The sequence below is a fragment of the Paraburkholderia tropica genome (assembly GCF_014171495.1).
GTDB classification, from domain to species: domain Bacteria; phylum Pseudomonadota; class Gammaproteobacteria; order Burkholderiales; family Burkholderiaceae; genus Paraburkholderia; species Paraburkholderia tropica.
This window is the reverse complement of sequence record NZ_CP049134.1, coordinates 17,837-44,291: the sequence shown is the minus strand read 5'-3', so window position 1 is coordinate 44,291 and position 26,455 is coordinate 17,837. Positions and strand designations below refer to the sequence as shown.

The window sequence follows — 26,455 nt, the reverse complement described above, 5'->3', positions numbered from 1 at the left end:
CGCTCGCGGCGCGCTTCGCGGCCCGGCCCTCGCGCCTCCAGTTTCACCGTTAGTTTCACCGAACCGCACACGCCCCCGGCGCCGACCATGGAATACAGTCCGCCGCCTCTGTTCAAACAAGGCCCATCGGCACTCGCACGACTGCTGTTCTTCGTCGTGCTGTCGATCGCGCTGCTCGTCTCCGACGCCCGCTTCAAGACGCTCGAAGTCGTGCGCGGCGTGCTCGGCGCCGGTCTCTATCCGCTGCAGCGCGCCGCGCTCGTGCCGCGCGACCTCTTCATGGGCGCCGCCGACCTCGCTGTCACGAGCGCCTCGCTGCGCCAGGACAACGCGCAACTGCACACCCGCAATCTCCAGCTCGCCCAGCAGGCCAACGAGGCAGCCTCGCTCGCGGTGGAAAACACGCATCTGCGCGCGCTGCTGCAGCTGTCGCAGCGCATCGGCGCGCAGACCACGCCCGCCGAAATCCAGTACGACACGCGTGATCCGTTCACGCAGAAGGTCGTGATCGGCGGCGGCTCGCAGCAAGGTGTGCAGAACGGCTCGCCCGTCGTGACCGAAGACGGCGTGATCGGCCAGATCACCCGCGTGTTCCCGATGCAGTCCGAAGTCACGCTCGTGACCGACAAGGACCAGGCCGTGCCGGTGGAAATCGTCCGCACGGGTCTGCGCAGCGTGATCTACGGCACGGCGCGCGGCGATCTGCTCGATCTGCGTTTCGTGCCGATCAGCGCCGACGTGCAAGCCGGCGACGAACTCGTCACCAGCGGTCTCGACGGCGTGTATCCGCAAGGTCTGCCAGTCGCGAAGGTGCTGCGCGTCGACAAGCAGGCCGACACGGCTTTCGCGCGCGTGGTGTGCGTGCCGCTCGCGGCCGTGCGCGGCGCGCGTCAGGTGCTGGTGCTGCATTTCACGGCGCAGTTGCCGCCGAATCCGGTAGAGGCCGCCGACGCCGCCGCTGCCGAAGCAGCGAAAGAAGCCAAGGACGCGAAGAAGAAGGCCGCCAAGGGCGGCGACAAGAAGGGCGACAAGAAAGCCGACGCCAAGCCCGCAGCTAATGCGGCAACCAACGCGGCAACCAACGCGGCGCCTGGCGCGGCAGCCCCGGCGGCCAAACCCGCCGCCGCGAGCAGCGCCGCGCCCGCGAAGTCTCCGGCGCCCGCGCCGGCCAAGCCTGCCGCACAAGGGGGCAGCCACTGATGCCGCGTCCGCAATACATTCTTCAACCGGTCAACCCGTACTTCATCGCGTTCAGTCTCGCGGCGGCGTTCCTGCTGAACCTGCTGCCGTGGGGCAAGCTGCCCGGCGTGCCCGACTTCGTCGCGCTCGTGCTGCTGTTCTGGAACATCCACCAGCCGCGCAAGGTCGGCATGGGCATCGCGTTCTGCCTCGGCCTCTTGATGGACGTGCACAACGCGAATCTGCTCGGCGAGCACGCGCTCGCCTACACGCTGCTTTCGTTCGGCGCGATCACGATCCACCGCCGCGTGCTGTGGATGTCGATCGGGCTGCAAATGTTCGCCGTCACGCCGCTGCTCGTGGGCGCGCAGGTCGTGCCCTTCGTGATCCGCCTGTTGATGGGCGCGTCGTTTCCCGGCTGGGGCTATCTGATCAGCGGTTTCGTGGAAGCCGTGCTGTGGCCGGTCACGAGCGTGCTGCTGCTGCTGCCGCAGCGCCGTCCCGTCGATCCCGACGACACGCGGCCCATCTGAGCGGCCGCGCGCCGCTCGCCGTTGCTGGACGCCCGATGACTCACTCTTCCTACCGGCCCGCCGCAGCGCTCGCGCGAGGCGCGGGCCTCGTCGCCTGATCGCATGACCGAATTCAAGGACACCCAGCAGCAGCTCACGAAGTTCCGCCTGCGCGTCGCGGCGGCGGGCCTGTTCGTGTTCGTCTGCTTCGGGCTGATCGCGTTCCGTTTCCTCTATCTGCAGGTCTGGAACCACAGCAAATACTCGCTGCAAGCGGACGAAAACCGCATTTCGGTCGCGCCGATCGTGCCGAATCGCGGCATCATCACCGACCGCAACGGCGTCGTGCTCGCGAAGAACTACTCGGCGTACACGCTCGAAATCACGCCGTCGAAGCTCACCGACACGCTCGACAACACGATCGATCAACTCTCGACCGTGATTCCGATCGACGCGCGCGACCGCCGCCGCTTCAAGAAGCTGCTCGAAGATTCGAAGAACTTCGAGAGCCTGCCGATCCGCACGCGCCTCACCGACGACGAAGTCGCCCGCTTCACCGCGCAGCGCTTCCGCTTCCCCGGCGTGGAAGTGCGCGCGCGTCTGTTCCGCCAGTACCCGCTCGGTCCGACGGCCGCGCACGTGATCGGCTATATCGGCCGCATTTCGCAGCGCGATCAGGAACGGATCGACGACATGAGCGACAAGAATGACAGCGATACCGAGCATTACGATCCGCGTCTCGATGCCAACAACTACAACGGCACCGACTACATCGGCAAGATCGGCGTCGAGCAGAGCTACGAAACCGAGCTGCACGGCCTGACCGGTTTCGAGGAAGTCGAAGTGACGGCGGGCGGCCGTCCGGTGCGCACGCTCTCGCGCACGCAGGCCACGCCGGGCAACAACCTCGTGCTGTCGATCGACATCGGTTTGCAGCAGGTGGCCGAGCAGGCTTTCGCGGGCAAGCGCGGCGCGCTCGTGGCCATCGAGCCGTCGACGGGCGACATTCTCGCCTTCGTTTCCGCGCCGAGCTTCGACCCGAATTCGTTCGTCGACGGCATCGACCAGCAAACCTGGGACGAACTCAACAACTCGCCCGATCACCCGCTGCTCAACCGTCCGCTGCACGGCACCTATCCGCCGGGCTCGACCTACAAGCCGTTCATGGCGCTCGCCGCTCTCACGCTGCACAAGCGCACGCCGCAGTGGGGCTTCTCGGACCCCGGCTACTACATGTTCGGCGGCCACCGCTTCAACAACGACGTGCGCTCCGGCCAGGGCTGGGTCGACATGAACAAGGCGATCATGGTGTCGAACGACACCTACTTCTTCATGCTCGCGCACGATCTGGGCGTGGACGCCATCGCCAACTTCATGAAGCCGCTCGGCTTCGGCCAGCTCACCGGCATCGACATCGCGGGCGAGGCGCGCGGCATCCTGCCCTCGACCGAGTGGAAGAAGAAGGCCTACCGCAAGCCCGAGCAACAGAAGTGGTACGAAGGCGAGACGATCAGCCTCGGGATCGGTCAGGGCTACAACTCGTTCACGATCCTGCAGCTCGCGCACGCCACGGCCACGCTCGCCGATAACGGCGTGCTCATGAAGCCTCACCTCGTGAAGGCCATCGAGAATCCGATCACGAAGGCCGAGCATCTGACCGTGCCGGCCGAAAGCGGACGACTCGACGTGAAGCAGTCCGACATCGACGTCGTGAAACGCGGCATGGAAAACGTGACGATGAATCCGTCGGGCACCGCGTATCAGCTGTTCCGCAACGCGCCGTACACGTCGGCGGGCAAGACCGGCACGGCGCAGGTGTACTCGCTGCAAGGCGCGAAGTATCAGGCGCACGCGGTCGCCGAGCATCTGCGCGACCACGCGCTGTTCACCGCCTTCGCGCCCGCCGACAAGCCCACGATCGCGCTCGCGCTGATCGTCGAAAACGGCGGCTGGGGCGCACAGGCGGCCGGTCCGATCGCGCGCCGCGTGCTCGATTACTGGCTCGTCGACCGTCTGAAGCCGGGCGCGGAACAGGCGGCCGTGGCCGCTGCCGCGTCGGCGACGCAGGATGCGTCCGCGCCCGTGATCGGCGGCGCGCCGCTGGAAGCGTCGGGTGCTGCGGGTGCGTCGGGTGCCGCAAGTGCATCGGCTACGGGCGGCGCTTCGGCGCCCGCGCCCGCCAGCGCGCCCGTATCGAGCGTCAAGGTTGCGGCGGGCTTCACGCCGCTGCCGCTTCCCGGCGCGGCTTCGGCGGCCGAGGCGGCGTCCGCTGCGGCGGCGGCCTCCGCGGCGGCGAACGCCGAAGCGGCGTCGAACGCCTCAGCCGCGAGCGGCGCGCACGCGCCTGCCGCACCGAAAGCCAAACCCGCGAACAACAGCGCCGGCATGAACGCCGACATCGCCGACGCCGTGAACGGCGGCACCGCGATCGGCGACGACGGCGTCCCGGCGCGTCCCGCCGCCGCCTCGCTGCCGCGCCATTTCGGCCCCGGCCCGCATCGTCCGCGCCGCCCCGCGAGCGCGTCCGGCAACGCCACGCTCGCGCCGCCGCCCAAGGCCGCGACGGGCAACGCCGACGAGTAAGGACACACCATGCCTCTCCTCCAGTTCGACAAGATCGACAAGCGCGCCGTGCTCGACACGTTGCGCAAGATGTTCCTGGGCTTCGATCGCCCGCTCGCGCTCACGGTGTTCCTGCTGCTGTGCGTGGGCATCGTCACGCTTTACAGCGCGAGCCTCGACGTGCCGGGCCGCGTCGAAGACCAGCTGCGCAACATCATGCTGACCTTCGTGCTGATGTGGGTGCTCGCCAACGTGCCGCCCAATACGCTGATGCGCTTCGCGGTGCCAATCTACACCTTCGGCATCGCGTTACTGATAGCGGTCGCGCTCTTCGGGCTCACCCGCAAGGGCGCGAAGCGCTGGATCAACGTGGGCGTGGTCATCCAGCCGTCGGAAATTCTCAAGATCGCCACCCCGCTGATGCTCGCGTGGTACTACCAGCGCCGCGAAGGCGTCACGCGCTGGTACGACTTCGTGGTGGGTTTCGCGATCCTGCTCGTGCCGGTCGCCCTGATCGCCAAGCAGCCCGACCTCGGCACCGCCGTGCTGGTGTTCGCCTCGGGCGTGTTCGTGATTTATTTCGCGGGGCTCTCGTTCAAGCTGATCGTGCCGGTGCTGATCGCGGGCGTGATCGCCGTGGCCTCGATCGCGGCGTTCCAGGACAAGATCTGCCAGCCGCAGGTCAACTGGCCGCTCATGCACGACTACCAGAAGCACCGTATCTGCACGCTGCTGGACCCGACGTCCGACCCGCTCGGCAAGGGCTTCCACACGATTCAGGCGGTGATCGCGATCGGCTCCGGCGGGCCGCTCGGCAAGGGCTGGCTCAAGGGCACGCAGTCGCATCTGGAGTTCATCCCCGAAAAGCACACCGACTTCATCTTCGCGGTGTTCTCGGAAGAATTCGGCATGGCGGGCGGCATCGTGCTGCTCACGCTCTACATGTGTCTGATCGCGCGCGGGCTCTATATCGCGGCCAACGGCGCGACCTTGTTCGGGCGATTACTGGCCGGTTCGCTGACGATGGCGTTCTTCACCTACGCGTTCGTCAACATCGGCATGGTGAGCGGGATCCTGCCCGTGGTCGGCGTGCCGTTGCCGTTCATGAGCTACGGCGGCACCGCGCTGACGACGCTCGGCATCGCCATCGGGCTGATCATGAGTGTGGGGCGCCAGAAGCGGCTGATGCAAAGCTGACGGGCATTGCATTAGTACACAGCAGGCCGCACAAAACAAAACGCGCCGGTTTTCACCGGCGCGTTTTTCATTTCTGCACGCGATCTAGCGTGGATTCACCGCGAACTCACTGCGGCTGCGCGGGCGCGGATTTCATCAATTGCGCGCTCAACTGCTGAAACTTGAGGCGCGCCACCGGATCGCCCTGGGCCGCCGCCGCCGCGTAGTACGCGCGCGCGACGTTGAGGTTCTTCGGCACGCCGTCGCCGCCGCGTTCGTAGAACGAGCCGGTCACGTATTGCGCGGTCATGTCGCCGCCCTCGGCCGCCTTCTTGTACCAGTAGAACGCCTGCTTGTTGTCGCGCACGGTGCCGCGTCCGTCGAGGAACTGGTTCGCGAGCGCGAGTTCCGCCTGCACGTGCCCCTGCTTCGCGGCCTTCATAAACCACTGATGCGCTTGCGCCGGATCGCGCCCGACGAAGTCGCCGTCGTCGTACATTTTTCCGTACACGTATTGCGCGTGGGACATGTTCGCGTCGGCGGCCTTGCGCAGCCACTTGCGGCCTTCGGCGACGTCGGCGCCGCCACCCTCGCCGTTCACGAGCATCATCGCGTAATTGAATTCGGCGAGCCGGTTGCCGCGCGCCGCCGCTGCCAGGAACTCCTTGCGCGCGGCCGCAAGATTGCCCGCGTTGTAGTCGGCGACGGCGCTGGCCGTTTGCGGATCGTCCTCGGCGTTCGACGCGGCGGCGCTCGAAGCGGCGACCGTCGTTGCAGGTTGGGTTGCCGGCTTCGCGCCGTTATCGGCTGCGTAAGCCGCGTTGGCGGTTAATGCAACTACGGCAACCACAATCGACGCCATCGTCACGCGCCCAACCTGCGCGCTCCACTCTTGCGGATGCCTCATGACCGCGCCTCCTGCAGCGCCTGGCGCGTGGCGCGCACGAGCCAGATCACGTCGGCGGCCAGCGCGATGAACGAGAAGCCCATCTCGCGATATTGCTTCGCCTGGGCCGCATCCATCGCGAAGATGCCTGCGGCCACGCCCGCGGCACGCGCGGCGGCAACGATGCGCGTCATCGCCGCCTGAACATCCGGGTGCTTCGAATCGCCAAGATGACCAAGACTCGCGGCGAGATCGGCAGGCCCGACGAACAGGCAATCGACGCCCGGCACCGCCGCGATCTGCTCGACTTCCGCGAGCGCTGCCGCCGACTCGATCTGCACGAGCGTCGCGATCTGCGCATTCGCGCCGTGCAGATAGTCGCGCCGCATGCCGTAGGCCGCCGCGCGCACCACGCCCGCGACGCCGCGCTGGCCGTCAGGCGACTGCGCATCGGGATAGCGCGTGGTGCTCACCGCGCGCGCCGCTTCGGCCGCCGAGGCGATATTCGGGAACATGACCGTGCGCGCGCCCGCGTCGAGCACGTGCTTGACGAGCCACGGCTCGTTGGCCGCCACGCGCACCACGGGCTCGGTCGGCAGATGCGCCGCCGCGATCGCGCGCAGTTGCGCGATGGTGTCGCCGCTGTCGTTGGGCGTGTGCTCCATGTCGATCAGCAGCCAGTCGAAACCGGCGTGCGCGAGCGCTTCGGCGGCCGTTTCGCTGCCCATCGACAGCCATAGCCCGAACAGCGGCTCGGCGTCCTTGAGGCGTTCCTTGAGGGGATTGGTGAAGGTACTCATCGCCGTGCTCCCGGCGAGCGTGCGCGATGCGCGTCACGCGCGGGCCGCGTGGCCCGGCGGTGCGGCAGCCGGCAAGTCTCGCTCCGTTGTGTTGTCGGGCCGCGCGAGCTGCGCAGGCCTTGCCGGAGCGATCATACCGCGACAAAAGTTTGCAGGGACGGACGGAAAACCCGTCTTGCGCGGCGCGCGACGGCGCCGGCGGAGATCAGCGGGAGATCAGTCGCGAACGACTTCGGCCCAGCAGTTGGGCGTTTCGTACAGGCGCACCTTGTGCAGCTGCAGGTTCACGCCGTAATGCGCGTCGTACACATTGGCGAGGATCTCGAACGCGATGGCCGCGAGATTTTCCACGGTCGGAATGCGGTCGATCACGACCGTCTTGTGGCCCGGCAGCGTTTCGAGGAAACCGCGCACCTGCGTGTCGCCTTCGAAGACGAGGAACGCGTGGTCCCACAGATCGACGAGATGCTGGTTCGCGAGCGACTTCACGTCGGCGAAATCCATCACCATGCCGCGATCGGGCGCGCCTTCCGTCTCGACGGTATCGCCCTGCAGGGTGATTTCGAGCACGTAGCGATGGCCGTGCAGGTTACGGCACTGGCTGCGGTGGTCGGGGATGCGGTGGCCCGCGTCGAATTCGAGTTTTCGGGTGATCGTCAGCACGGCGCTTCCGGGGCAAATTCAGGGAATGTTCAGGTACTTGTGCGTCTGCATCGAAAGGCGCCATTGCGGATGACGCTTGCACCAGTCGATGGCGAGCTTCGTGTTCAGGTCGCGCGACGGACCATCCATCGGCTGAACGAGAAAATACTCGAAATCGAGCTTCGCGTAGTCGGCCAGACGCTGGTTGTCCTGCGGCACCACGACCTTGAGCTCGTTGCCTTTGGTGACCACGAGCGGCGCGTCGGCCTTCGGGCTCACGCAGATCCAGTCGATGGTGTCGAGCACCGGCAGCGAGCCGTTGGTTTCGATGGCGATCTCGAAGCCCGCCGCGTGCAGTGCATCGACGAAAGGCGGGTCGATCTGCAGCATGGGCTCGCCGCCCGTGCAGACCACGAAGCGGTGGTTCTCGCCCTCGGGCCACAGCGACGCGATCTTCGCGACCAGCTCTTCGGGCGTGCGGAACTTGCCGCCGTTCTCACCGTCGGTGCCGACGAAGTCGGTGTCGCAAAAACGGCATTGTGCCGACTCGCGATCTTCCTCGCGGCCCGACCACAGATTGCAGCCGGCGAACCGGCAGAACACGGCCGGACGCCCGGCGTTCGCGCCTTCGCCCTGCAACGTGTAGAAAATTTCCTTTACCGCGTAAGTCATGCTGCTGCCTGATATCGACTCGGGGCTCGTGGGGAGCCGTCATGATGGCGGGCGCTTGTTGAGCCTTTCGGCTCGCTCGTCGCGTCGCGAAGTGCGCCGCCCGTGCGCCGCTTCGGTCTTGCCGCGTTCCAACGCCGCGCAGTCCTGAGAAGACTGCCTGCGCGGCTGCGCGCCCGTCGTCGGATCAGACCGGCGCTTCCGTTACTTTCTCGCCCGCGAGGTACGCTTCGTAGCCGCGCTTGCGCAGCTTGCACGCCGGGCATTCGCCGCAGCCGAAGCCCCACGCGTGCAGCTCGGCGCGCTCGCCGACGTAACACGTATGCGTTTCCACGCGCACCAGCTCGACGAGCGCTTCGCCGCCGAGCGTTTCGGCCAGACGCCACGTGTCGGCCTTGTCGAGCCACATCAGCGGCGTTTCCAGCACGAAGCGGCTGTCCATGCCGAGATTGAGCGCGACTTGCAGCGCCTTCATGGTGTCGTCGCGGCAGTCGGGATAGCCCGAAAAATCGGTCTCGCACATGCCGCCGACCAGCACCTTGAGCCCGCGCCGATACGCGATGGCCGCGGCGATCTGCATGAACATCAGGTTGCGGCCCGGCACGAAGGTGTTCGGCAGGCCGTTCGCGGCCGTTTCGATCTCGATTTCGCGCGTCATGGCGGTGTCGCTGATCGAACCGAGCACGGAGAGGTCGATCATGTGATCGTCGCCGAGACGCTCGCCCCACTTTGGGAACCGGCTCGCGACAGCGGCGCGAAAGCCCTCACGGCATTCCAGTTCGACGCGATGACGCTGGCCGTAATCGAAGCCGAGCGTCTCGACGGTATCGTAGCGGTCGAGCGCCCAGGCGAGGCACGTTGCCGAGTCCTGGCCGCCGGAAAACAGCACGAGCGCGCCGTTTCTGGTTTCTGTTCGAGTCACCGTGAAACTCCGTGTATGAGGTTCCGCGCGGTCGCAAGCTGTCGAAACCCGCCGGGCGGACCGGCTCGATCCGGCGCCGGCCCAAGCAGTATAGGGCGCGCCCTCCCGGGGGATATCGGCGCCACTTTATACCGCTGATTAGCCCTGATCGCGCGCTGGCGTCTGCCCGAGGCCCATTTTGCGCGCAACACGCTGGGCACTCACGCAGGGCGATCGGCGCCCTCCAACGAAAAAGCCCCAGGAATCGTACGATCTCCTGGGGCTCTCTGCATTCTGGTGGCCTGGGTCGGAATCGAACCAACGACACGCGGATTTTCAATCCGCTGCTCTACCAACTGAGCTACCGGGCCAACGAAGAAGGGAAAGTATAGAGAGCTTTTCCGACTTGCGCAAGCCCTTTCTCAAAAGATTCTGGGAAAGGGCTCGTTCATTCAGTCATTCGCCCTTGCTCTTGCCGAGGTCGACGCCGAGCTGCTTGAGCTTGCGATACAGGTGCGTGCGCTCGAGGCCCGTCTTCTCGGCCACGCGCGTCATGCTGCCGTTCTCGCGCGCGAGGTGATACTCGAAGTACGCGCGCTCGAACGCGTCGCGCGCGTCGCGCAACGGAATGTCGAACGAGATCGAGGCCGTCTGCGCCACGCTGACGCCCGGCGCGCCGTCCGCGCCCAGCACCGGCAGCGCCGCCGCCGACGCCACCACGGCCGGACCGCCCGCCGCCGGCTTCGCGCCAGGCGCACCCGCCGCCGGCACCGGCGCGGCGGTGCCGCGCGCGAGGCCCTGCTCGACTGCCTTCAGCAGCTTTTGCAGCGCGATCGGTTTCTCGAGGAAGTTGAGCGCCCCGATCTTGGTCGCCTCGACCGCCGTGTCGATAGTCGCATGTCCCGACATCATGATGACCGGCATCGAGAGCTGGCCTTGCGCGGCCCACTCCTTGAGCAGCGTGACGCCGTCGGTGTCGGGCATCCAGATATCGAGCAGCACCAGGTCAGGCACCTGACGCTGACGGAATTCGCGCGCCTGTTGCGCGTCCTCCGCGAGCTCCACGACGTGTCCCTCGTCGCTGAGGATCTCCGAGAGCAATTCCCGGATGCCCATTTCATCGTCTACCACCAGGATGGTTGCCATTTACGCTGCCCTTGTCTGCACTGTTGCTTTTGATCCCTGCTCCGCTGTAACGCTTGAACGTGCGTTTGCGTTGGCGTCCGGGTCGACGTCGTCGGCGAGCTGGAGAAAGAGAATCGATATTTGCGCGCCTTCGATCACATCGCCCGCTTTCATGCGGTTGCGAATGTCGATGCGCGCGCCGTGCTCGTCGACGATCTTCTTGACCATCGCAAGCCCGAGTCCTGTTCCTTTGGCCTTGGTCGTCACGTAGGGTTCAAAGGCACGCGTGAGGATGCGTGCCGGAAAACCCGAACCGTTGTCCGAGACCGTGAGACGCACCGCAACGCGCGTGTGACCTTGCGCGTCCGCTTCGCCGTATTCTACGGCCCGCGTTTCGAGCGTTACACGAGGCTGCGCGACATCGGCCACGGCGTCCTGCGCATTCTGCAGGAGGTTGTGGATGACCTGGCGCAATTGCGTCGCGTCGCCACGAATGACGGGCAGCGTCGACAGCTCGACCTTGATCGCGCTCTTGCCTTCTTCCGCGCCGTAGAGCGTGAGCACTTCGCTCACGAGGTCGTTCAACTGCAGGCTCGCGAGCACCGCCGGCGGCGTGCGCGCATAGTCACGGAAGTTGTCGACCATCTGCTTCATGGCCGCGACCTGATTGACGATGGTCGTCGCGCCGCGCTTGAGCACTTCGGCGTCCGAGGGCGCGAGCTTGTCCGAGAGCTTCATCTGCAGACGCTCGGCGGACAGCTGAATGGGCGTGAGCGGATTCTTGATCTCGTGCGCGAGACGCCGCGCGACTTCGCCCCACGCGACCGAGCGCTGTGCCGAGATCACGTCGGAAATGTCGTCGAACACGACGACGTAGCCCGAAGTCTGCATGTCGCCCGCGTCGCGGCCGGTGTCGGAGACGAGACGCGCACCGCGCACGAGCAGCGTCAGCGGATCGGTTTCGCCCGGCACGGGCACCGAGAACTGCTGCTGCCAGTGGCCGCGATCGACGCCGCCGTTGTCGCCGCCCATGCGCGACGCTTCCTGATCGGCGAAGGCCTTGCGCACCATCGCCGCGAAGTCGCCGAGCGCGGCCACGTGGTCGATCGGCAAGCCCACCTGGGTCTGGAACGGATGACGGAAGATGCGTTCCGCGCCGGGGTTCGCCGTGGTCAGGCGGAACTGCCGGTCGAACACGAACACGCCCGCCGTGAGATTGGCGAGGATGCTTTCGAGATACGCCTTCGAATGTTCGAGCGCGACGCGGTTCTTCTCGACGGCCTGGCGCGCTTCGGAAAGTTGCCGCGTCATCGCGTTGAACGACTGCGTGAGGAAGCCCAGCTCGTCGCGCGACTTGATTTCGCGTTTGGGCGTGTAGTCGCCCTCGGTCACTTCCTTCGTGCCCTGCGCGAGCAGGAACAGCGGCCGCGCGAGCTGGTTGCCGAGCGCGAGCGCGAGCATCATCGCCACGAAGGTCGCGAGGAACAGCGCGAGCGTGAGCGTGCCGATGTACATCTTGCGCAGGCCCGTGCGGCCGAGCGCCTTTTCCTGATATTCGCGATAGGCGCGCTGCACGGCGTCCGCGTTGCGCGCGAGCGCGGCGGGCACGGGCTGTTCGAGTTGCAGGAAGCGTTCGGCGGGCTGCAGGTCGGTGGTGTTGCCGTCGGGAATGCGCGTGACGACGCGCAACCTCAGCGCGCCCTTGGGTCCATGCAGATGCGGATCGCCATCGACTTCGCCTTCGATCGCCGCATAACCGCGCCCGCGCGCCTGATCGATCATCAGTGCGGTGGGCAGGTCCGCCGGCATCAGCGAGGAGAAGTTGCTCGACGCCTGCGCGACCACGTGCATGTCCGGCGCCGCGCCCGACATGCTGCGCACCGGCTCGACGATGGTCGCGTCCTGCACGCCGAACTGGTCGCGCGCGCGCAGCAGCGTGAGCGTCGTGCCAGCCGCGTCGCCGCTCGCGATCTGCTCGGCCATCAGGCGCGCCTTGGTCTGCAGATCGGACAGCGAGGCGTCGAGCATGCCGCGCCCGAGATTGAGACCCGCCGTGAGCGCGGTTTCCACGTTCACGTCGAACCACGATTCGATCGAGCGCGAGACGAACTGATACGAGACGATGTAGATGATGCCGCCCGGCACCACGCCCACGAGCGCGAAGAAGAATGCGAGCTTGGCGAGTAATCGCGTGCCGAACTTGCCGCGCCGCAAACGCACGACGATCACGATCACGAGCGCCGTGACCACCGACATGAAGATGATCGCGACGCCGATGTTGGCCGCGTAGAGCCAGCCGTAATAGCGGTCGAAGAATTCCGTGTTCGCGCTCGCGGCGGCGAGCAACACGAGCAGCAGCGCCGCGGTGAACGCGACGGTGGACACCAGCAGCCTCACGACGAAGCTGCTGACACTGCCTCCGGTGGCGCGGCGCACTTTATTTAGCACGTTCGGTCACCGTGAAGCTAAAGCGCTTCCAGTCGGAAGCGAGGTTCCAGTCGCGATTGTTGACCGCGTCGATCTGGAACGGCTTGGGCATGAGCGCGACGTCGAGCTGCATGCGCACCGAGGCCGTGTAAGTCTCGCCCGGATGCACCTGATTGCGCTCGATCACGTGCCACGACGTGACGTGCTTGATGACGGCGAGCGCGTCCGCCAGCGTCGAAAAGCCGAGCTGGAGACCGCCGCTCGACACGCGATATTCGCGCGTGAGCGGCTGGAACGAGAGGCGAATGCTTTGCGAGACGCTCACGGGTTGCTCGTCGAACCAGTACCAGCGCGGGCGCGTGAGTTCGAAATCGGTGGTGAAGTAGAGCGGGATGCCCTTGTTGACCGCATCTTCCAGGCTGCTGTTGAGATCGAAATCGAAGCGGGCGTCGAGGCTCCAGCCGGAGCCGTCGGCCTGCAACGAGGCGCGCTGCACCGAGATCGAATCGGCGCGCGCCGGCGCGGCGGCCATGAAGCCAAAGAACAACGCGACCCAGAGCAGGGCCGCGAAGCGCAGCGGGAAGAAGCGTTTGATGGTCACCGTTTCTGGAAGCGCGCGTAGAAGAATCCGTCGTGATCCGCGGGGCGATCGGCCGGCGCGCCATCGGCCGCGGTGGGCAACAGTTGCCCCGGAGCATCCAATCGTACCGCATCCTCACGGCTGCTTTCAAACCAGGCCGCCTGCGCCTCTCCTTCCTCGGGGAACAGCGAGCAGGTCACGTAGAGCAGTTCGCCGCCCGGCTTGAGCAGGCTCCACAAGGCTTCGACGATACGGCGCTGCTCCTTGGCGAGCGTCGCGATATCGCGCTCGCGGCGCAGCCAGCGAATATCGGGATGACGTCGCACGATGCCCGAGGCCGAGCACGGGACGTCGGCGAGAATGCGGTCGAAGCGCTGGTCGCCGCCCTCGCCGCCTTCACCTTCGAACCACGCCTGCGGCTCGCCCGCATCGCCGACCACGACGCGCGCGTGGCGCAACGGATGCGCGGCGTCGTCCTGCGCGAAACCCAGACGCGCGAAGTTCTCGCCGATACGCCCCGCGCGCGAGGCGTCGCTCTCCAGCGCGATCAGGTCGATGTCGGCGAGTTCGAGCAGATGGCCGCTCTTGCCTCCGGGCGCCGCGCACGCATCGAGCACGCGCATGCCGTCGCGAACACCGAGGATTTCGGCGGCGATCTGCGCGCCCGCATCCTGCACGGACACGTCGCCCGCGAGAAAGCCCGGAATGCGATCCACCGGCAGCGGCGTGGCCAGCCGCACGGCGTGCGTGCCGATCTGCGTCGCGGCGATGTTCTCGGCGGCGAGGCGCTGCACATAGTCGGCGGCGTTGGCGCGGCGCGCGTTCACGCGCAGCGTCAGCGGACCGTGCGTGTTGCCCGTGGCGAGAATCGCTTCCCATTGCGCGGGCCACGCGCGGCGCACCGCGTCGATCCACCATTGCGGATAGTTCCAGCGCGCGACGTCGTCGGCTTGCGCGGCGGCCAGCGCCTGATCGCGCTCGCGCAGGAAACCGCGCAGCACGGCATTCACGAGGCCCTTCGCAAAAGCGATTTCGCGGCGCGCGCCCACCGTGCGCACGACCTGATCGACGACCGTGAACGGCGTGTAGGCGGCGTGCGCTTCGTCGTCGACGAGGAGCGCCAGCGCGCAGGCCAGCAGGTTCGTCACATGGGCGGGCGGCGCCTTGCTCACGCGCTGCTTGATCAGCCAGTCGACCGTGCCGAGGCGACGCATCGTGCGATACGCGATGTCCTGCACCGCGCCGCGCGCGACCGAAGCAAGCTCATGCGGCAAGGACGCGAACGCGTTCGACAGCGCGGCGGGCAACGCCGCGCCGGCCCGTACCGCGCCAACGGCCTGGGCAGCCTGATCGAGCGCGAAGCCGAGCGAGTCGGGGGCCAGATGCACGGGCGCAAGCGTCGCCGGTGCGCCGGATTGCCGGGCAGGCGAAGCGGATCGTGCGGAACGGCCTGCGCGGGTCTGGCCGGCTTTGCCGGCAGTGCCCGACGGGCGACGGGAATGGCTGGATGTCATGAAAAAACCGGATGCGAGCCGCATGGCGCGGCGTACTGGCATAAGCAAAGCACAAGCGAGCCATTGTAGCGTGGCGTGGGCGCAACGCTGTCCATGCGGCGCAGCAAAGCCGACGCTTCGCCGCGCCGAACCGCCGACAGACGCGGCGCTCGTGCACTAGAAAACCGCCGATTTCGCCTGAGTTTCCGCTGCAAAATGGCAAACGCCCTGCTACGCCCCGTAAAGGCCGCCATGAAACTGTTCGGAAAAAGATTCGATCTCGTGTTCCTGGTCTTTGTCGCGCTGTTCGCGGTGGCCGCTCAGGGATCTCACAAGCTGCTCGCGCCCTTCTGGGACTACAGCAGTTACACGTCCGCGCTCACGCGCTACCACCTCGGCGTCGATCCGTACGGCATCGCGGCTTCGGACTTTCCGCTGGTCTATCCGCCGATCTTTCTGAATCTGTTCGCGAACGTGCCGTTTCTCGCCGTGTATCTGCTGTTCGCGCTCGCGACGCTTGCCTACGTGGTGTACCGCGTGCGCAGGACGGATTTCGTCTGGGCCGCCAGCGTGGGCTTTCTCGCGGGCGGCGCGGGCGTCGGCGCGCTGCTCACAGCGAATTTCGCGATCTTTTCGCACTTGCTGATTGTCATGCTGCTCTATTCGGCGTCGCGCAGCGAGCGTCGCGCCGCGCTCGGCTACGGCCTCGCCACGCTCGTCATCGTGCTGTTCGCGTCGATCAAGATTTACTTCGCGGCCTATGCGCTCGTCTTTCTATTTTTGCCGAAAGGTATCCGCTACTTTTTCATCATCCCGATTTGCGTCGCGTGCGTGGACGCCGCGCAAATGCTGCTCGAACCGCAGTTGTGGGCCGGTTTCGAGACGCGCCTGCGCTGGCAGGTGCTGACGCAGCACGACTCGGGTCTCGTGCTTTCCGGCATCCTGCAGCAGCGCGTCGCGAGCCTCTCGGCGCTTCAGGACGTGCTGATCCACGAAGCCATCGTCGTCGCGCTATTTCTTTACGGGATCAACCCGTTGCGCGAGCCGCGCACGATCGGCTTCGACGAGGTCTCGGGCAAGCTGTTCTACGTGATCGCGTTCGCGATCATCCTGAATCCGCGCCTGAAGGAATACGATATCGGCGCGTTGTTCGCATGCTGCTATATCTCACTCTTTCAGAGCACACGGCCCGAGGATCGCGCGCAACGGCTGATCGCCTATGTCGTTCCGGTTGCGTTCGCCGCCGCGTGGATGCTGGCGCGGCTCACGCACGTTTTCCTCTTCCTCGACCTGATGTGGATTGTGAGCGTCTACGGTCTCTTTCTTGCGATTTCGATGCGCCAGCGCGCGTTGCGCAAGGTCGGTCACGCGCGCCCGCCGTCACACATCGGCATCAGGCAGGCATAAAAAAACGCCTCGGAAAGAGGCGTTTTTCCTGATGCGCTCGCGCTGCGTGCGCGACCGTTCCCGGTTTAGCGCTGGCCCGACGCCATCTCCATCAGACGACGGATGCGTTCTTCCGTCGACGGGTGCGTGCTGAACAGATTCTGGATGCCGCCGCCCGAGAGCGGATTCATGATCATCATCTGCGCGGTGGCCGGATGTTGCTCGGCGGCCGCGAACGGGATGCCCTGCGCGTAGCGATGGATCTTGTCGAGCGCCGACGCCAGCGCCTGCGGATCGCCCGAAATCTCCGCGCCGCCCCGATCGGCCTCGAATTCACGCGCGCGCGAAATCGCCATCTGGATGAGCGCGCCCGCGATCGGCGCCAGCAGCGCGACGGCGATGCCCGCGATGGGGTTCGTCGGACGACCGTTTTCGTCGCGGCCGCCGAAGATCATCGCGAAGTTGGCGAGCGCCGAAATCGCACCGGCCATGGTGGCCGAGATCGTGGAAATGAGGATGTCGCGGTGCTTCACGTGCGCGAGCTCGTGCGCCATCACCCCGCGCATCTCACGCTCGGACAGCACGCGCAGAATGCCCGTGGTCGCCGCCACCGCTGCGTGCTCGGGATTGCGGCCCGTGGCAAACGCGTTGGGCGCATCTTCGTTGATGAGATAGACGCGCGGCATGGGCAGATTCGCGCGCGTGGCCAGATCGCGAACCATCCGGTAGAACTGCGGCGCCGTGGTTTCGTCGACTTCCTGCGCGTTGTACATGCGCAGAACCATCTTGTCCGAGAACCAGTACGAGAAGAAGTTCATGCCAAGCGCGATCACGAGCGCGAACATCATCCCGCTGCGCCCGCCGATCAAACCGCCAATCGCGATGAACAGGGCCGTAATCGCGGCCATCAACATCGCGGTCTTGACCCAGTTGAACATGTGCTGTGCTCCTTAACCCAGTGGGGATCAAATCGTTGGACGCCCGCCGCGCGCCATCACTCAAAGGGACAGGCCGCGGCAGCGAGCGCATTGTAAGCGATCTGTTAGATAAGGGCGGGTGCGAAAAATTCAATCTCCGCGCGCCGTTTTCGGGTGGCGCGCGGTTTCAGCCCGGCGTTCAGTTCGACGCTCAGCTCGGTATTCAGCGCCAGCTTCAACGCGTGGTGGTCGCGAGCTTCACGCCAAGCCCGACGAACGCGGTACCGACCGTGCGGTCGAGCCATTTCTTGATGCCCGGCTTGCCGGAGAAACGCTGCGTGACGCTGCCCGCGATCCACGCGACGAAGCTGTTCCAGACCCAGCTCATCAGCACGAACACCACGCCGAGCGTGAGGAACGCGATCACCTTGTGCGGGCTCGTTACGCTCACGAACTGCGGGAAGAACGAGACGAAGAACAGCACGACCTTCGGATTCAGCACATTGGTCCAGAAGCCCGACAGGAACAACTGGCGCAGCGGGCGCGGCGCGGCGGCGCGGGCTTCGCCGGCTTCGGGCTCGCTGGCCTTCGCTTCGCTCTTCGCGAAAATCAGGCGCACGCCGAGATACACCAGGTAGCACGCGCCCACCAGCTTGATGACCGTGAAAGCGGTGGCCGACGCCGCCAGCAGCGCCGTGAGACCGAACGCGCAGGCGAGCGCGTGCACGCAGCAGCCCGCCGAGATGCCGAGCGCCGACACCAGACCGGCGCTGCGGCCCTGCGCGACGCTGCGACCGACGATGTACGCGGTGTCCGGGCCGGGCGTGACGTTCAGGAGGAAAACCGCGACCACGAAGAAGCCGAAATGGGTGATGCCGAACATGACTTTCTCTGCAAATACGGTGAAGAAATAGCGCACGAACGCGGTCGCGCGGGGCTCGATCGAGACGCGACCGGGCCTCGAAGCAACCCACCGATTCTAACGCGCACCGCATGGCGCGCGACACCTGGCCGAACGGATGACTGGCGCGCGAACGCGCCTGGATTTACGCTGCGGATTCGTCGGGCAACGCGAAACGCTGGCCTGCCGAAAGCGGCATGCCGGCCAGGAATTCGCGCGCGGGCAGGCGCTTGCCGCCCGGCTTTTGCAACTGCGTGAGGCGCAATGCGCCCTCGCCGCACGCCACCACCACGCCCGTGGGCGAGACTTCGAGAATCTGGCCCGGCGCGGCGCCTTCGGGCAGCGTCACGCCGGCGGCCGGTTCGGCGGCCCACAGCTTGAGCTGCGCGCCGTCGAGCGTGGCCGCGCCGCCCGGGAACGGATCGAACGCGCGAATCTGGCGCGCGAGCGCGAGGGCGGGGCGGCGGAAATCGAGCGCGGCTTCCTGCTTGCCGATCTTCTCGGCGTAGGTCACGCCGTCGGTGGGCTGCGGCGTGAGCGGCAACTGGCCGGTGCGTTCGAGCTGCGTGAGCCAGTCCACCACGAGTTGCGCGCCCAGATTCGCGAGGCGGTCGTGCAGCGTCGCCGTGGTGTCGGTGGGCGTGATCGGCGTGCGCACTTCCGAGATCATCGGACCGGTGTCGAGGCCCGCGTCCATCTGCATCAGCGTGATGCCGGTTTCGGCGTCGCCGGCCTCGATCGCGCGATGGATCGGCGCGGCGCCGCGCCAGCGCGGCAGGATCGAAGCGTGAATGTTGATGCAGCCGTCCGTCGGAATGTCGAGCACTTCCTGCGGCAGGATCAGGCCGTAAGCCGCCACCACCATGACGTCGTGCGGTGTGGCGCGCAGCAGGTCGATGGCCTCGGCGGCCTCCTGCGGGTACTTGCCCGCGCGGCGCAGCGAAGTGGGCTGTGCGACGGCAATGCCGTGCTCCTGCGCGTAACGCTTGACCGGGCTCGCCTGGAGTTTCATGCCGCGTCCGGCGGGACGATCGGGCTGGGTCAGCACGAGCGGCACGGGAAAGCCCGCCTCGTGAATGGCGGCGAGCGCCGCGGCGGCGAATTCCGGCGTACCGGCGAAGATCACGCGAAGAGAGTGGCTCATGGGCACAAGCGAATACGGGGTGAAACAGTGAGGCGCACGGCTGGCGTGCGCGGCGCTTACATGGCGCGTTCGAGCTTCTTCATCTTGCTCTTGATGCGCGTCTGCTTGAGCGACGAAAGGTATTCCACGAACACCTTGCCCATCAGGTGATCCATTTCGTGCTGGATGCACACGGCGAGCAGGCCTTCGCAGTCGACTTCGTAGCTCTCGCCCTTCTCGTTGAGGGCGCGCACGCGCACTTTCTCCGCGCGCTCGACTTCGTCGTAGATGCCCGGCACCGAGAGGCAGCCCTCTTCGTGCACTTCGCGCTCGTTGCTCGACCAGACGATTTCCGGGTTGATGAACACCTGCAGTTCGTCGTGCGCGTCGGACACGTCGATCACCACGACGCGCTCGTGCACGTCCACCTGGGTGGCGGCGAGGCCAACGCCGGGCGCTGCGTACATCGTCTCGGCCATGTCGGCGACGAGCTTGCGGATGCGGTCGTTGACCGCTTCGACCGGCTTGGCGACCTTGTGCAGGCGCTTGTCCGGGTAATGAAGAATATTCAGTAGAGCCATGATTTCACGGTTTCTCGTTGGGCGGCAGGCCGCGCCGATGTTGCGGATCGCGCGCGGACTGGCCGTTCGGCCAGCTTGCGGGCCCAGTACAGGATACGGAGGATATACGGACAAAACGGCCGGATTCAACGCGCCGGCCGCCTCGGGCAGCCGGCTCCGTGCCACTCGCGCACTCGCACGGGCCAACGCGGCCGCGCAAGGGCAATGCCTCGCTGCGGCGCGTTGCAGCAGCGCCTCGGTGCGTACCTCAACGAGCGCCGCCAACAAATTTCGGATGGTGAAAATTTTAACACGACGGGCTGCGCTTCGCCCGCCCACGGGAGAATCGCCCATGCTCGTTCCGCCGTTGCTTCCGCCGTTGCTTCCGCCGTTGCTTCCGCCGTCGCTTCCCGAGTCACGTCCTCAGTCGCGTCCTCAGTCGCTCGCGCCACCGCCGCCGGCTCCGCTGCCGCTGGCATCGGACGAACTCCACGCCTGGCTGCGCCTCGCCTGTGCGCGCGGCCTGAAGCCCGCCGCGCTGCGCGCATTGCTGGGCGCGTTCGGGTTGCCGCAACAGGTGCTCGCGCAATCGTTCAGTGCGCTTGCAGCCGTCGCGGGCAGCGTGGCGGCGCAAGCCGCGCTCGCCGCACCGCCACCCGGGTTCGCGCCACAGGCCGACGCGGTGCGCGACTGGTGCGCGCAGCCCGGCAACGCGCTCGTGACGCTCGCAGACGCCGCCTATCCGCCGCGCTTGCTGGCGATGACCGATCCGCCGCCGCTGCTCTACGTGAAAGGGCGGCTCGACCTGCTGCATGCGCGCAGCGTCGCGGTGGTGGGCAGCCGCAGCGCCACACCGCAGGCCGTCGAGGACGCGGCGCGCTTCGCCCGCACGCTCGCGGCGGCGGGCGTGACCGTCGTCTCGGGCCTCGCACTCGGTGTGGACGGAGCCGCACATCGCGGCGCGCTCGACGAACGCGGCGGCACCGTCGCCGTGATCGGCACGGGCGCCGACCTCGTCTATCCGTCCGCGCACCACGCGCTCGCCGCGCAGATCGCCGCGCGCGGCGCGATCGTCTCCGAATGGCCGCTCGGCACGCCCGCGCGCTCGGCCAACTTCCCGCAGCGCAACGGCGTGATCGCGGCGCTCGTCGAAGGCGTGATCGTGATGGAAGCCGCCATGCGCTCGGGCTCGCTCATTACGGCGCGGCTCGCCAACGAGATGGGCCGCGACGTGTTCGCGCTGCCCGGCTCGATTCACGCGCCGCTGGCGCGCGGGTGTCATCGGCTCATCAAGCAGGGAGCGCAACTGGTCGAAACGCCCGAGGAGGTGCTCGAAGCGCTGGGTTTCGCAGCGCCGGCGGCGGCAACAGTCGCGATAGCTCCCGCCCAGAAGCGCGCACGGCACGGAAGGCAAGAACAGCACTCGAACGAAACCACGCATCCGCGAACGGCAAGCGCTGCCAGCCAGATCGCCCTGCCGCTCGACACCCCGCCAGGCCGCCCGCCCGCGCCCAATCGTCTCGACGATAAAGAAGCCCAGGCCGTGCTCGTCGCAATCGGTCACGCGCCCGCCACGCTTGAAATTCTCGCGCAGCGCACCGACATGGCCGAAGCGGTGCTCCAGGCCACGCTGCTGCGGCTCGAACTGGCCGGCCACGTGAGCGCGCTGCCCGGCGGCTGGTTCGCCCGGGCGTCCCACTGCTAGCGGCGCGCCGTGTTACATTCGCGCCAAATGCACCGCCCCACGCATTGCCTCTATATAGAAGAGAACGCAAGGAACGACCATGCCCGCGCTTGACCTCGACACCGACGCCGACCAGATCGCCGAGCGCGTCGCCGACCGCGAGACGCTGTTCGTCGCGTGTCTGTGCGCCGAGTGGTGCGGCACCTGTCGCGACTATCGGGCGACCTTTGACCGCATCGCCGACGCGCATCCCGACATCTGCTTCGCGTACATCGATATCGAAACCCACGCCGACCGCTTCGACGACCTCGACGTGGAGAATTTCCCGACTATCCTGATCGAAGACGGCAACGCCACGCGCTTCTTCGGCACGGTGCTGCCGCATGGCGCGGTGGTCGAGCGCATGCTCGCCGACCTCACCGCGCTGCCGGGCGTCGCCGACGCGCCGAAGCTGCGCCCGGCGCTGCTCGAAGCGTGACGCGAACGCTGCCGTTCACCCGCAGTCGGCCCGCACACATGTTGATCGCACCCCGCTAGCCGGGCGCTACGCCGCCGGGTCGTGCGCTTGAGCGTGATCTTGAGCTTGCGCCCGCGCAGCTTGACCGCATGTGCCACGCTGCCGCCTGCCCACCAGCTTGCTCGCCGCCGCGCCGCGCCCTTATGATTGGCGCCCGAAAAAGCCGCAGCCAGCGGCGCGCGGACAGCACGCACCGATGACACGAAAATCGCCACCGCCGCGCCATGTGCTATAAAGCGGTCGTTAACGAGGCGCCCCAAGGGCGCGACGGCCCCGCCACCGCGAGTCACATGGCATAGACGGGGCGCCCACCGGATACACCCACACACAATCAGTCATGTCCAAAGCTCTGATCATCGCCGAGAAGCCATCCGTCGCGAACGACATCGCGCGCGCTCTGGGCGGATTTACCAAGCATGACGAGTACTACGAGAGCGACGACTACGTGCTCTCGTCGGCGGTCGGCCATCTGCTGGAAATCGCCGCACCCGAGGAGTACGAGGTCAAGCGAGGCAAATGGAGCTTCGCGAACCTGCCCGTCATCCCACCCCATTTCGACCTGAACCCGATCGCCAAGAGCGAATCGCGGCTCAAGGTGCTCACGAAGCTGCTCAAGCGCAAGGACGTCACGAAGCTGATCAACGCCTGCGACGCGGGGCGCGAGGGCGAGCTGATCTTCCGCCTGATCGCGCAACACGCGAAGGCGAAGCAGCCCGTGCAGCGCCTCTGGCTCCAGTCCATGACGCAGCAGGCAATCCGCGACGGCTTCGCGAACCTGCGCAGCGACGACGACATGCTGCCGCTGGCCGACGCCGCGCGCTGCCGCTCGGAAGCCGACTGGCTCGTCGGCATTAACGGCACGCGCGCCATGACGGCCTTCAACAGCAAGGGCGGCGGTTTCTTCCTGACCACGGTCGGTCGCGTTCAGACGCCAACGCTCTCGATCGTCGTCGAACGTGAAGAGAAAATCCGCCGTTTCGTGCCGCGCGATTATTGGGAAGTGCGCGCCGAATTCGTCTGCGCGGGCGGCTTCTACGAAGGCCGCTGGTACGACCCGAAATTCAAGAAGGACGAGCACGATCCGGAAAAGCGCGATTCGCGTCTCTGGAGCGTGCCGGCCGCCGAAACCATTGTCGCCGCCTGCCATGGCCGCGAAGGCACGGTCACGGAAGAATCGAAGCCGTCCACGCAGCTCTCGCCCGCGCTTTTCGACCTGACGAGCCTGCAGCGCGAAGCCAACGGCCGCTTCGGCTTTTCGGCCAAGAACACGCTCGGTCTCGCCCAGGCGCTGTACGAAAAGCACAAGGTGCTCACCTATCCGCGTACCGACTCGCGCGCGCTGCCTGAGGACTACCTCAGCACCGTGAAAGAGACGATGGAGATGCTCAAGGAGAGCAACAACTATCTGCCGTTCGCCAAGCAGGCGCTCGACAAGGGCTGGGTGAAGCCGAACAAGCGCATCTTCGACAATTCGAAGATCAGCGACCACTTTGCAATCATCCCGACGCTGCAGGCGCCGAAGAATCTGTCGGAGCCGGAGCAGAAGCTGTACGACCTCGTCGTCAAGCGCTTCCTCGCCGTGTTCTTCCCGGCGGCCGAGTACCGCGTGACCACGCGTATCACCGAAGTCGCCGGTCATCACTTCAAGACCGAAGGCAAGGTGATGGTCGAGCCGGGCTGGCTGCAGATCTATGGCCGCGACACGAGCGGCGAAGACGCGAACCTCGTGCCGGTGCAGAAGGACGAGAAGGTCAAGACCGACAAGATCGCCGCGCACCAGCTCGTGACCAAGCCGCCCGCGCGCTACAACGAAGCGACGCTGCTCTCGGCGATGGAAGGCGCGGGCAAGCTCGTCGACGACGAAGAACTGCGCGAGGCGATGGCCGCCAAGGGGCTCGGCACGCCGGCCACGCGCGCGGCCATCATCGAAGGTCTGCTCGGCGAAAAGTATCTCGTGCGCGAAGGCCGCGAGCTGATTCCCACGGCCAAGGCATTCCAGCTGATGACGCTGCTGCGCGGCCTCGGCGTGGAAGAACTGACCGCGCCGGAACTCACGGGCGAGTGGGAATACAAGCTTTCGCAGATGGAGCGCGGCAAGCTCCCGCGCGACGCGTTCATGCAGGAAATCGCCCGCATGACGCAGACCATCGTCAAGCGCGCGAAGGAATACGATTCGGACACCATTCCGGGCGACTACGCCACGCTGGAAACGCCGTGTCCGAATTGCGGCGGTCAGGTGAAGGAAAACTACCGACGCTTCGCGTGTACGAAGTGCGAATTCTCGATTTCGAAGATTCCGGGCGGCCGTCAGTTCGAGATTCCCGAAGTCGAGGAACTGCTGCAGAACAAGACGATCGGTCCGCTTTCGGGCTTCCGCAGCAAGATGGGCCGTCCGTTCTCGGCGATCCTCAAGCTGTCGTTCGACGACGAGATCAAGAACTACAAGCTCGAATTCGACTTCGGTCAGGATCAGGGCACGGAAGACGGCGAAGCGCCCGACTTCTCGCAGCAGGAGGCCGTGGGCGCGTGTCCGAAGTGCAAGGGCCGCGTGTTCGAGCACGGCATGAGCTACGTCTGCGAAAACTCGGTGGCGAATCCGAAGACCTGCGACTTCCGCTCGGGCAAGGTGATTCTCCAGCAGGAAATCGCGCGCGAGCAGATGGCCAAGCTGCTGTCCGAAGGCCGCACGGACCTGCTGACGAACTTCAAGTCATCGCGCACGGGGCGTAACTTCAAGGCGTTCCTCGTGAAGCAGCCCGACGGCAAGATCGGCTTCGAGTTCGAGAAGAAGGAACCGAGCGCGAAGACGGCGGCCAAGACCGCGGCGAAGAAGTCCACCGCGAGCGCCGACGCCGCCAACGACGCAGCCGAAGGCGCGGAAGCCACTGCGAAGCCGGCACGCAAGACGGCGGCTGCGAAGACCGCGCCTGCGCGCAAGACCGCGGCGAAGAAAACCGCCGCGCGCAAGACGGGTTCTTAAGTCTCAGGCGCGGTGTGGTTCACCGCGCCGCCCAACAAAAAGGCGCAGCTTCTCACGAAGCTGCGCCTTTTTTATCGCCTGCATCGACCGACGCAATCTCGCGACGATCGACCCAAAACGCGAATTAAAGCGGCGAAATCGCCGACGAACGCGTGCGACCGGCCGATGCGCGGCCAGCCTTCGGCGCGCGCTCTTCCGCGCCGTTGTGCTCGCCTTCCGCGCCGCGCGAACCGTCGAGCAGATCCGAGATCGGCTCCGCGCCGTCGAACGCCTCGGCGCGCCGTTGCGGGCGTTTGCCGGGCGCGCGAGACCGTCCTTGACCCACTGTTCGCCGAGCTGGCTGTTCGGCGTCTGGCTGAAATGCTCCACCAGATGGTCGATGAACGTACGCACCTTGGCCGGCAGATGGCGGCGGCTCGGGTACGCGACGTTGATCTCGACCTGCGGCAGACGGTAGTCGCCGAGCAGGCGCACGAGGCGTCCGCGCGTCATGTCGCGGCCGATCAGGTAGCTCGGCAGAATCGCGATGCCCATGCCGAGCAGCGCGAACTGACGCAGCATTTCGGTATTGTTCGCGACGATCACGTTGCTCGGCGCACGCGCACTTCGCCTTCCGGACCGGTGAACACGCGCTCGTCGCCCCAGTATTCCGAAGGCAGCGACAGCGACGGATGCTCCATCAGGTGCTCGGGACGCGTGGGCGTGCCGTGCTTTTCCAGATACGCGGGCGTCGCGCACACCGTCATGCAGCCCGTCGTGAGACGACGCGTCACGATGCTCGCGCTGCGCATCTGGCGCGCGGTCACGACGCCGAGATCGAAGCCTTCTTCGACCAGATCGACCTGGCGGTCGACCAGCGTGACATCGGGAATGACTTGCGGATAGCGCTGCGTGTAGGTCTGCAGCACGGGCGCGAGATTGTGCAGCCCGAACACCACCGGCGCCACGATGCGCAAGGTGCCGACGGGTTCGTGGTTGCGCGCCACCACCATCTGCTCCACATCTTCGAGCTCGTCGAGAATCTGGCGGGCGCGTTCGAGATAGACCTGACCGGACTCGGTGAGGGAAAGACTGCGGGTCGTGCGGTTGAGCAAACGCGTGCCAAGACGACCTTCGAGGTCCGCCACGTGACGCGTCGCAACCGCATTCGAGATATCCATCGCGGAAGCGGCCCGGGCAAAACTGCCGAGGTCGGCCACTTTGACGAAAACTCGCATCGACTGCAAATGATCCATGAGACAACTCCTGCCTGTTACTGTCCGTCGGAATCCGACGGAGGAAACCACGAATTCTCCTACGACATGAGAAATCGTGCAGAAGTTGCCTAAGAAGCACTGAATTTCTTCGAAATTTTCGCTACTGTCACTGTTTACGCAGTATCACAGCCGCTATTGTTTCCCGCTTCGAAACAATTTTCTGCATCGCAGCGAAAAGC

At 66.2% G+C, this 26,455-nt stretch carries 21 protein-coding genes, 1 tRNA gene and 1 pseudogene; 8 read left to right on the top strand and 15 right to left on the bottom strand.

Going from position 1 to position 26,455, the window contains the following annotated elements:
- The first annotated feature begins 87 nt into the window (after window positions 1–87).
- The 4 genes from mreC to rodA all read left to right on the top strand — a co-directional run bounded on the left by mreC (window position 88) and on the right by rodA (window position 5,450).
- Window positions 88–1,200, top strand: coding sequence for a rod shape-determining protein MreC (gene mreC, locus G5S35_RS00210; protein ID WP_074982926.1), 1,113 nt, complete (start codon window positions 88–90; stop codon window positions 1,198–1,200).
- A complete protein-coding gene (gene mreD / locus G5S35_RS00205; RefSeq protein ID WP_065061841.1) occupies window positions 1,200–1,712 on the top strand; it encodes a rod shape-determining protein MreD in 513 nt (170 codons plus the stop codon). The genes mreC and mreD overlap by 1 nt, the downstream gene beginning before the upstream one ends.
- Before the next feature lie 102 nt (window positions 1,713–1,814).
- Window positions 1,815–4,274: a penicillin-binding protein 2 gene (mrdA, locus tag G5S35_RS00200; RefSeq protein ID WP_110325261.1), complete on the top strand. Its 2,460-nt coding sequence runs from the start codon at window positions 1,815–1,817 to the stop codon at window positions 4,272–4,274.
- 9 nt (window positions 4,275–4,283) lie between these two features.
- Entirely contained in the window at window positions 4,284–5,450 is a 1,167-nt protein-coding gene (rodA, locus tag G5S35_RS00195; RefSeq protein ID WP_065061839.1) for a rod shape-determining protein RodA, read from the top strand.
- 106 nt (window positions 5,451–5,556) lie between these two features.
- Here rodA and G5S35_RS00190 read toward each other — a convergent pair whose 3' ends face one another.
- The 10 genes from G5S35_RS00190 to rsmB form a co-directional block, all read right to left on the bottom strand.
- Window positions 5,557–6,336: a tetratricopeptide repeat protein gene (locus tag G5S35_RS00190; protein ID WP_420874517.1), complete on the bottom strand. Its 780-nt coding sequence runs from the start codon at window positions 6,334–6,336 to the stop codon at window positions 5,557–5,559.
- Window positions 6,333–7,115 (bottom strand): HpcH/HpaI aldolase family protein, encoded by a 783-nt coding sequence (locus tag G5S35_RS00185; protein WP_065061837.1) that lies wholly within the window; start codon window positions 7,113–7,115, stop codon window positions 6,333–6,335. The genes G5S35_RS00190 and G5S35_RS00185 overlap by 4 nt, the downstream gene beginning before the upstream one ends.
- A 216-nt stretch (window positions 7,116–7,331) precedes the next feature.
- A complete protein-coding gene (gene queD / locus G5S35_RS00180) occupies window positions 7,332–7,775 on the bottom strand; it encodes a 6-carboxytetrahydropterin synthase QueD (protein ID WP_110325590.1) in 444 nt (147 codons plus the stop codon).
- A 21-nt stretch (window positions 7,776–7,796) separates the two neighbouring features.
- A complete protein-coding gene (queE, locus tag G5S35_RS00175; RefSeq protein ID WP_065061835.1) occupies window positions 7,797–8,429 on the bottom strand; it encodes a 7-carboxy-7-deazaguanine synthase in 633 nt (210 codons plus the stop codon).
- A 184-nt stretch (window positions 8,430–8,613) separates the two neighbouring features.
- On the bottom strand, window positions 8,614–9,348 hold the full coding sequence (queC, locus tag G5S35_RS00170; protein ID WP_074982923.1) for a 7-cyano-7-deazaguanine synthase QueC: 735 nt from the start codon (window positions 9,346–9,348) through the stop codon (window positions 8,614–8,616).
- Window positions 9,349–9,622: 274 nt separating this feature from the next.
- Window positions 9,623–9,698: transfer RNA gene (locus G5S35_RS00165), tRNA-Phe, on the bottom strand.
- 85 nt (window positions 9,699–9,783) lie between these two features.
- Window positions 9,784–10,473, bottom strand: coding sequence for a response regulator transcription factor EsaR (esaR, locus tag G5S35_RS00160; RefSeq protein WP_065061833.1), 690 nt, complete (start codon window positions 10,471–10,473; stop codon window positions 9,784–9,786).
- On the bottom strand, window positions 10,474–12,900 hold the full coding sequence (locus G5S35_RS00155; protein ID WP_065061832.1) for a sensor histidine kinase: 2,427 nt from the start codon (window positions 12,898–12,900) through the stop codon (window positions 10,474–10,476). It lies immediately after the preceding gene.
- Window positions 12,890–13,480 carry a DUF4390 domain-containing protein gene (locus G5S35_RS00150; RefSeq protein ID WP_065061831.1) on the bottom strand — a complete coding sequence of 197 codons (591 nt, stop codon included), beginning with the start codon at window positions 13,478–13,480 and terminating at the stop codon, window positions 12,890–12,892. Before G5S35_RS00150 ends, G5S35_RS00155 begins: the two co-directional genes overlap by 11 nt.
- Window positions 13,477–14,973, bottom strand: a complete 1,497-nt coding sequence (gene rsmB / locus G5S35_RS00145; RefSeq protein WP_183038446.1) for a 16S rRNA (cytosine(967)-C(5))-methyltransferase RsmB — start codon at window positions 14,971–14,973, stop codon at window positions 13,477–13,479. Before rsmB ends, G5S35_RS00150 begins: the two co-directional genes overlap by 4 nt.
- Window positions 14,974–15,234: 261 nt before the next feature.
- Between rsmB and G5S35_RS00140 the strand changes: the two genes are divergently transcribed.
- Complete coding sequence (locus G5S35_RS00140) at window positions 15,235–16,359, top strand: hypothetical protein (RefSeq protein WP_183038445.1); 1,125 nt, start codon at window positions 15,235–15,237, stop codon at window positions 16,357–16,359.
- Window positions 16,360–16,424: 65 nt separating this feature from the next.
- On the opposite strand, the gene htpX is transcribed toward G5S35_RS00140, so the two are convergent.
- The 4 genes from htpX to def form a co-directional block, all read right to left on the bottom strand.
- A complete protein-coding gene (htpX, locus tag G5S35_RS00135; RefSeq protein WP_065061828.1) occupies window positions 16,425–17,276 on the bottom strand; it encodes a zinc metalloprotease HtpX in 852 nt (283 codons plus the stop codon).
- 214 nt (window positions 17,277–17,490) lie between these two features.
- The gene (locus tag G5S35_RS00130) at window positions 17,491–18,138 is read right to left on the bottom strand and encodes a LysE family translocator (protein ID WP_065061827.1); all 648 of its coding nucleotides are present in this window, start codon (window positions 18,136–18,138) and stop codon (window positions 17,491–17,493) included.
- A gap of 163 nt (window positions 18,139–18,301) precedes the next feature.
- Window positions 18,302–19,300, bottom strand: coding sequence for a methionyl-tRNA formyltransferase (gene fmt, locus G5S35_RS00125; protein WP_065061826.1), 999 nt, complete (start codon window positions 19,298–19,300; stop codon window positions 18,302–18,304).
- A 56-nt stretch (window positions 19,301–19,356) separates the two neighbouring features.
- Complete coding sequence (gene def, locus G5S35_RS00120) at window positions 19,357–19,860, bottom strand: peptide deformylase (protein ID WP_065061825.1); 504 nt, start codon at window positions 19,858–19,860, stop codon at window positions 19,357–19,359.
- Between the two features lie 331 nt (window positions 19,861–20,191).
- Between def and dprA the strand changes: the two genes are divergently transcribed.
- From dprA to G5S35_RS00105, 3 genes are all read left to right on the top strand, one after another.
- The gene (gene dprA, locus G5S35_RS00115; RefSeq protein ID WP_183038444.1) at window positions 20,192–21,544 is read left to right on the top strand and encodes a DNA-processing protein DprA; all 1,353 of its coding nucleotides are present in this window, start codon (window positions 20,192–20,194) and stop codon (window positions 21,542–21,544) included.
- Window positions 21,545–21,623: 79 nt separating this feature from the next.
- Complete coding sequence (locus G5S35_RS00110) at window positions 21,624–22,001, top strand: thioredoxin family protein (protein ID WP_065061824.1); 378 nt, start codon at window positions 21,624–21,626, stop codon at window positions 21,999–22,001.
- Window positions 22,002–22,377: 376 nt separating this feature from the next.
- Complete coding sequence (locus tag G5S35_RS00105) at window positions 22,378–25,020, top strand: DNA topoisomerase III (protein ID WP_065061823.1); 2,643 nt, start codon at window positions 22,378–22,380, stop codon at window positions 25,018–25,020.
- Between the two features lie 156 nt (window positions 25,021–25,176).
- Here the strand turns inward: G5S35_RS00105 and G5S35_RS00100 are convergent.
- Window positions 25,177–26,255 (bottom strand): annotated as a pseudogene (locus G5S35_RS00100) (LysR family transcriptional regulator); the annotation flags it as partial.
- Between the last annotated feature and the right edge of the window lie 200 nt (window positions 26,256–26,455).

Coding starts and splice junctions, on each gene's coding strand:
- def (WP_065061825.1), bottom strand. CDS start 19,860: ATGGCTCTACTGAATATTCTTCATTACCCGGACAAGCGCCTGCACAAG.
- G5S35_RS00105 (WP_065061823.1), top strand. CDS start 22,378: ATGTCCAAAGCTCTGATCATCGCCGAGAAGCCATCCGTCGCGAACGAC.
- mreD (WP_065061841.1), top strand. CDS start 1,200: ATGCCGCGTCCGCAATACATTCTTCAACCGGTCAACCCGTACTTCATC.
- G5S35_RS00185 (WP_065061837.1), bottom strand. CDS start 7,115: ATGAGTACCTTCACCAATCCCCTCAAGGAACGCCTCAAGGACGCCGAG.
- queE (WP_065061835.1), bottom strand. CDS start 8,429: ATGACTTACGCGGTAAAGGAAATTTTCTACACGTTGCAGGGCGAAGGC.
- mreC (WP_074982926.1), top strand. CDS start 88: ATGGAATACAGTCCGCCGCCTCTGTTCAAACAAGGCCCATCGGCACTC.
- htpX (WP_065061828.1), bottom strand. CDS start 17,276: ATGTTCAACTGGGTCAAGACCGCGATGTTGATGGCCGCGATTACGGCC.
- G5S35_RS00130 (WP_065061827.1), bottom strand. CDS start 18,138: ATGTTCGGCATCACCCATTTCGGCTTCTTCGTGGTCGCGGTTTTCCTC.
- esaR (WP_065061833.1), bottom strand. CDS start 10,473: ATGGCAACCATCCTGGTGGTAGACGATGAAATGGGCATCCGGGAATTG.
- mrdA (WP_110325261.1), top strand. CDS start 1,815: ATGACCGAATTCAAGGACACCCAGCAGCAGCTCACGAAGTTCCGCCTG.
- dprA (WP_183038444.1), top strand. CDS start 20,192: ATGCTCGTTCCGCCGTTGCTTCCGCCGTTGCTTCCGCCGTTGCTTCCG.
- G5S35_RS00110 (WP_065061824.1), top strand. CDS start 21,624: ATGCCCGCGCTTGACCTCGACACCGACGCCGACCAGATCGCCGAGCGC.
- rodA (WP_065061839.1), top strand. CDS start 4,284: ATGCCTCTCCTCCAGTTCGACAAGATCGACAAGCGCGCCGTGCTCGAC.
- fmt (WP_065061826.1), bottom strand. CDS start 19,300: ATGAGCCACTCTCTTCGCGTGATCTTCGCCGGTACGCCGGAATTCGCC.
- G5S35_RS00190 (WP_420874517.1), bottom strand. CDS start 6,336: ATGAGGCATCCGCAAGAGTGGAGCGCGCAGGTTGGGCGCGTGACGATG.
- rsmB (WP_183038446.1), bottom strand. CDS start 14,973: ATGACATCCAGCCATTCCCGTCGCCCGTCGGGCACTGCCGGCAAAGCC.